The following is a 3,273-nucleotide window of genomic DNA, read 5'->3' as shown; positions in this document are numbered from 1 at the left end:
GCACTATCAAATCGGTCCGGGTTAAATTTTTCAGGGGATTCCCAAAAATCAGATGATCTGTGTAATTCGTATATAGACATTAAAACCAGGGAGCCTTTGGGGAAGCTTTGCCCCTTAACAATATCATCTGAAATAGCCATTCTATCAATGACATAAGCCGGCGGATACAGCCTTAAGGCCTCTTCTATGCACTGTTTTGTGTAGGTTAATTTAGACAGGCACTGCATCAGATCATCAGTCTCTAAGTCTATATTTTCAACCTCCTGCATAACTTTATTCTGGATAGTTGGGTGTTTTGCCAACAAAAAAAGCGTAAAACTCAGCGCATTGGCAGTAGTCTCATGCCCGGCGGTAAACAGAATAAGGACTTCATCTATTAACTGGCGCCTGGGCATATGTGTACCGTCTTCATAGGTTGCATTTAATAGCATATCCAGCAAATCGTCCTTGTTTTCTTTTGAGGCAATACGTTCTTCGATAATATTGTTTAAAATATCCCTGCCCTGTTCGGCCAGGTCCAGGTGTTTTTTAATTTTACCACTTAATAGAAACCACCATTTGAGGTAAGGTTGCCGCATTTCTCTGATTAACATCTTTTGGTTACGCTCCGTAAACTCCTGAAGCTGTTCCATGTCCTTTTGAATGTCCGACCGGCTAAAAAGGGCTTGTGCTACCACCTGGAATGCCAAATCGCCCATTAAGGGAAATACATCCTGGACAGTTCCCGGTTCTATTTTTTTTATTTCTGAATCTATGGCCTGTTTCATTATGCCCAATAGACCCTGAAGTTTCTTTTTGTGAAATGCGGGTTGCACCATACGGCGGTGTACCCGCCAGTGTTCTCCATTGGAAGTAAGGATTCCATGCCCGATATATTTGGCAAGATCAACCGTTTGGAGTTCTGATTTCTGATACTTCCTGTGCTGCTTCTGAAGTATATGTTTAATTATTGTAGCATCTCGAGTGAAAATTACGGCCTTCCTAAAGCCAACCCTGACCCTAAAGATATCGCCATATTTTTCAAAATTAGCCCTATGGAAAGGCAAGGGATTTTTAAGAATTGTCTTTCTGTTTTTAAATACCTGGAATTGCGAGATTGTGTGGAGTTCCTTCATTGATAATCTATCTGTTGGGCTAAGCGCAGTCGAAGCCCTTATTCATAACGGTCATAGTATTTATAATGTGTTGCATTCCTACACTCGGACAGAATTTGAAGCATTTTGTCATCACCACAAATCAAAGCTTCTTTTTTTCTTCTTGTCCAGCCCTTTATTTTTTTTTCAAAGTAAATAGCTTGCAATACATCATTAAATTTCTGATAAAATACAAGTTCAAGAGGTCTTCTATTGTAAGTATAGCTATTTTTTTTACATCCCGATTGATGTTGTTCTATTCTTTTTTCAAGGTCATTTGTAATTCCGGTATAATAGGATTGATCTGAACATTTTAATATATAAACGTAATAACTATGCATTTTTTGTTATGGTTGGGCTTCGACTGCGCTCAGCCTGACTTATTGGAATCTTTAATTATTTAAGGCTTCGACTGCGCTCAGCCTGACTTATTGGAATCTTGTGTTTTTTTAAGGCTTCGACTGCGCTCAGCCTGACATATTCGACTGCGCTCAGCCTGATAAACTAAAATAAACCAGGTTGTGAACCTCCTTTTATTCTGCCCAGATGGGTATAAGCCAATTCTGTTACTTCTCTACCCCTTGGTGTGCGCATAATAAATCCCTGCTGTATTAAAAAAGGTTCATAGACCTCTTCAATTGTTTCTGCACTTTCTGATACTGCTGTGGCCAATGTGGTAATGCCTACAGGGCCTCCCTTAAATTTATCGATAATTGTAGTTAAAATTTTATTATCCATTTCATCTAATCCGTGGGTATCTACATTCAAGGCTTTTAATCCATACCTGGATATGTTCATATCAATATTACCATCGCCTTTTATTTGAGCAAAATCCCTTACCCTTCTTAGCAGGGCATTGCTTATTCTTGGTGTTCCCCTGCTTCTTCCTGCAATTTCTATTGCTGCATCATCTGTAATAGCAACTTTTAAAATTTCTGCACTCCTCAATACTATAGTCGATAATAATTCGGTTCTGTAATACTCCAGTCTGCTTGTTATTCCAAATCTTGCCCGCATAGGTGCAGTTAACAAACCTGAACGTGTGGTGGCACCAATTAATGTAAAAGGATTTAAATTTATTTGTACCGACCTTGCATTTGGGCCGGTCTCAATCATGATATCAATTTTATAATCCTCCATGGCAGAATACAAATACTCTTCAACTATTGGGCTCAGTCTGTGGATTTCATCAATAAACAGAACATCGCGCTCATCCAGGTTTGTTAGAAGTCCTGCAAGATCTCCGGGCTTATCCAAAACTGGTCCCGAAGTAATTTTGATGCCAACTCCCAATTCATTTGCCAGTATATACGCCAGTGTAGTTTTTCCCAATCCCGGCGGGCCGTGAAATAAAGTATGATCCAGGGCTTCATCACGTTGGTTGGCTGCCTGTACAAAGATCTTAAGATTCTCTAATACCTGCTCCTGTCCTGTAAAATCATCAAAAGTAATGGGCCTTAATGCCCTTTCAATATCCAATTCCTCTTGTGAAAATGTGGAGCCTGTAGGATCAAGATTATCGTTCATATTTTCAAAGATAGTAAAAAACAAAAGGGGTAAATATCACAAAATGTATCTACTTCTTTATAATTTGACAATTCCCTGAAACCACATGATATTTGTCATCTTTTTTACAAAGATTTTTTGTCTTCTTTGCATAAAATTTATGAATTATCACTAAATTATCAATGGTTAGGAATTTACAATCTTCAAAAACAAAAAAACAATGAAAACAACTTTTAATCTTCAAAAATACGGAATAGAAACGGAGCAGGTGTATAGGAACAGCAGTGTTCCTGTGCTCTATGAATTAGGATTGCGATTAGAAAAGGGCACGGCTATTTCTGACGTAGGTGCACTTATGACCTACTCTGCCGAAAAAACAGGTCGTAGCCCAAAGGATAAAAGAATTGTTAGACACCCCGATTCTGAAAATAATATTGACTGGGGGCCTATCAATATTGGTTTAGATGAACATACCTTTATGGTAAATCATGAACGCGCATTAGATTACTTAAATATTTGTGATCACCTATTCGTAGTTGATGCTTTTGCCGGTTGGGATCCAAAATACAGAATTAAAGTCAGGATTATCTGCACAAGAGCTTACCATGCTCTATTTATGCAGAATATGTTAATC

The 3,273-nt window shown here is 38.4% G+C and carries 4 protein-coding genes; 1 reads left to right on the top strand and 3 read right to left on the bottom strand.

Annotation, left to right across the window (positions count from 1 at the left end; genetic code table 11):
- The 3 genes from WBN20_RS12050 to ruvB all read right to left on the bottom strand — a co-directional run.
- Positions 1-1,115, bottom strand: a 1,115-nt coding sequence (locus WBN20_RS12050; RefSeq protein WP_424281859.1) for a cytochrome P450, incomplete at its 3' end; no start/stop codon positions are given.
- Between the two features lie 38 nt (positions 1,116-1,153).
- Positions 1,154-1,474 carry a GIY-YIG nuclease family protein gene (locus tag WBN20_RS12045; protein ID WP_424275892.1) on the bottom strand — a complete coding sequence of 107 codons (321 nt, stop codon included), beginning with the start codon at positions 1,472-1,474 and terminating at the stop codon, positions 1,154-1,156.
- 163 nt (positions 1,475-1,637) lie between these two features.
- Positions 1,638-2,660: a Holliday junction branch migration DNA helicase RuvB gene (gene ruvB / locus WBN20_RS12040; RefSeq protein ID WP_424281858.1), complete on the bottom strand. Its 1,023-nt coding sequence runs from the start codon at positions 2,658-2,660 to the stop codon at positions 1,638-1,640.
- Positions 2,661-2,859: 199 nt separating this feature from the next.
- Here ruvB and WBN20_RS12035 point away from each other — a divergent pair.
- Positions 2,860-3,273: phosphoenolpyruvate carboxykinase (ATP) (locus WBN20_RS12035; RefSeq protein WP_424281857.1), on the top strand; the 414-nt coding region annotated here is incomplete at its 3' end.

The organism is Eudoraea sp. (assembly GCF_049665975.1).
Lineage (GTDB): Bacteria > Bacteroidota > Bacteroidia > Flavobacteriales > Flavobacteriaceae > Eudoraea.
This window is presented reverse-complemented; position numbering and strand designations above follow the sequence as displayed.

What these genes read in the sequence shown, in the direction of transcription:
- WBN20_RS12045 (WP_424275892.1), bottom strand. Translation starts at nt 1,474, where the DNA reads ATGCATAGTTATTACGTTTATATATTAAAATGTTCAGATCAATCCTAT.
- ruvB (WP_424281858.1), bottom strand. Translation starts at nt 2,660, where the DNA reads ATGAACGATAATCTTGATCCTACAGGCTCCACATTTTCACAAGAGGAA.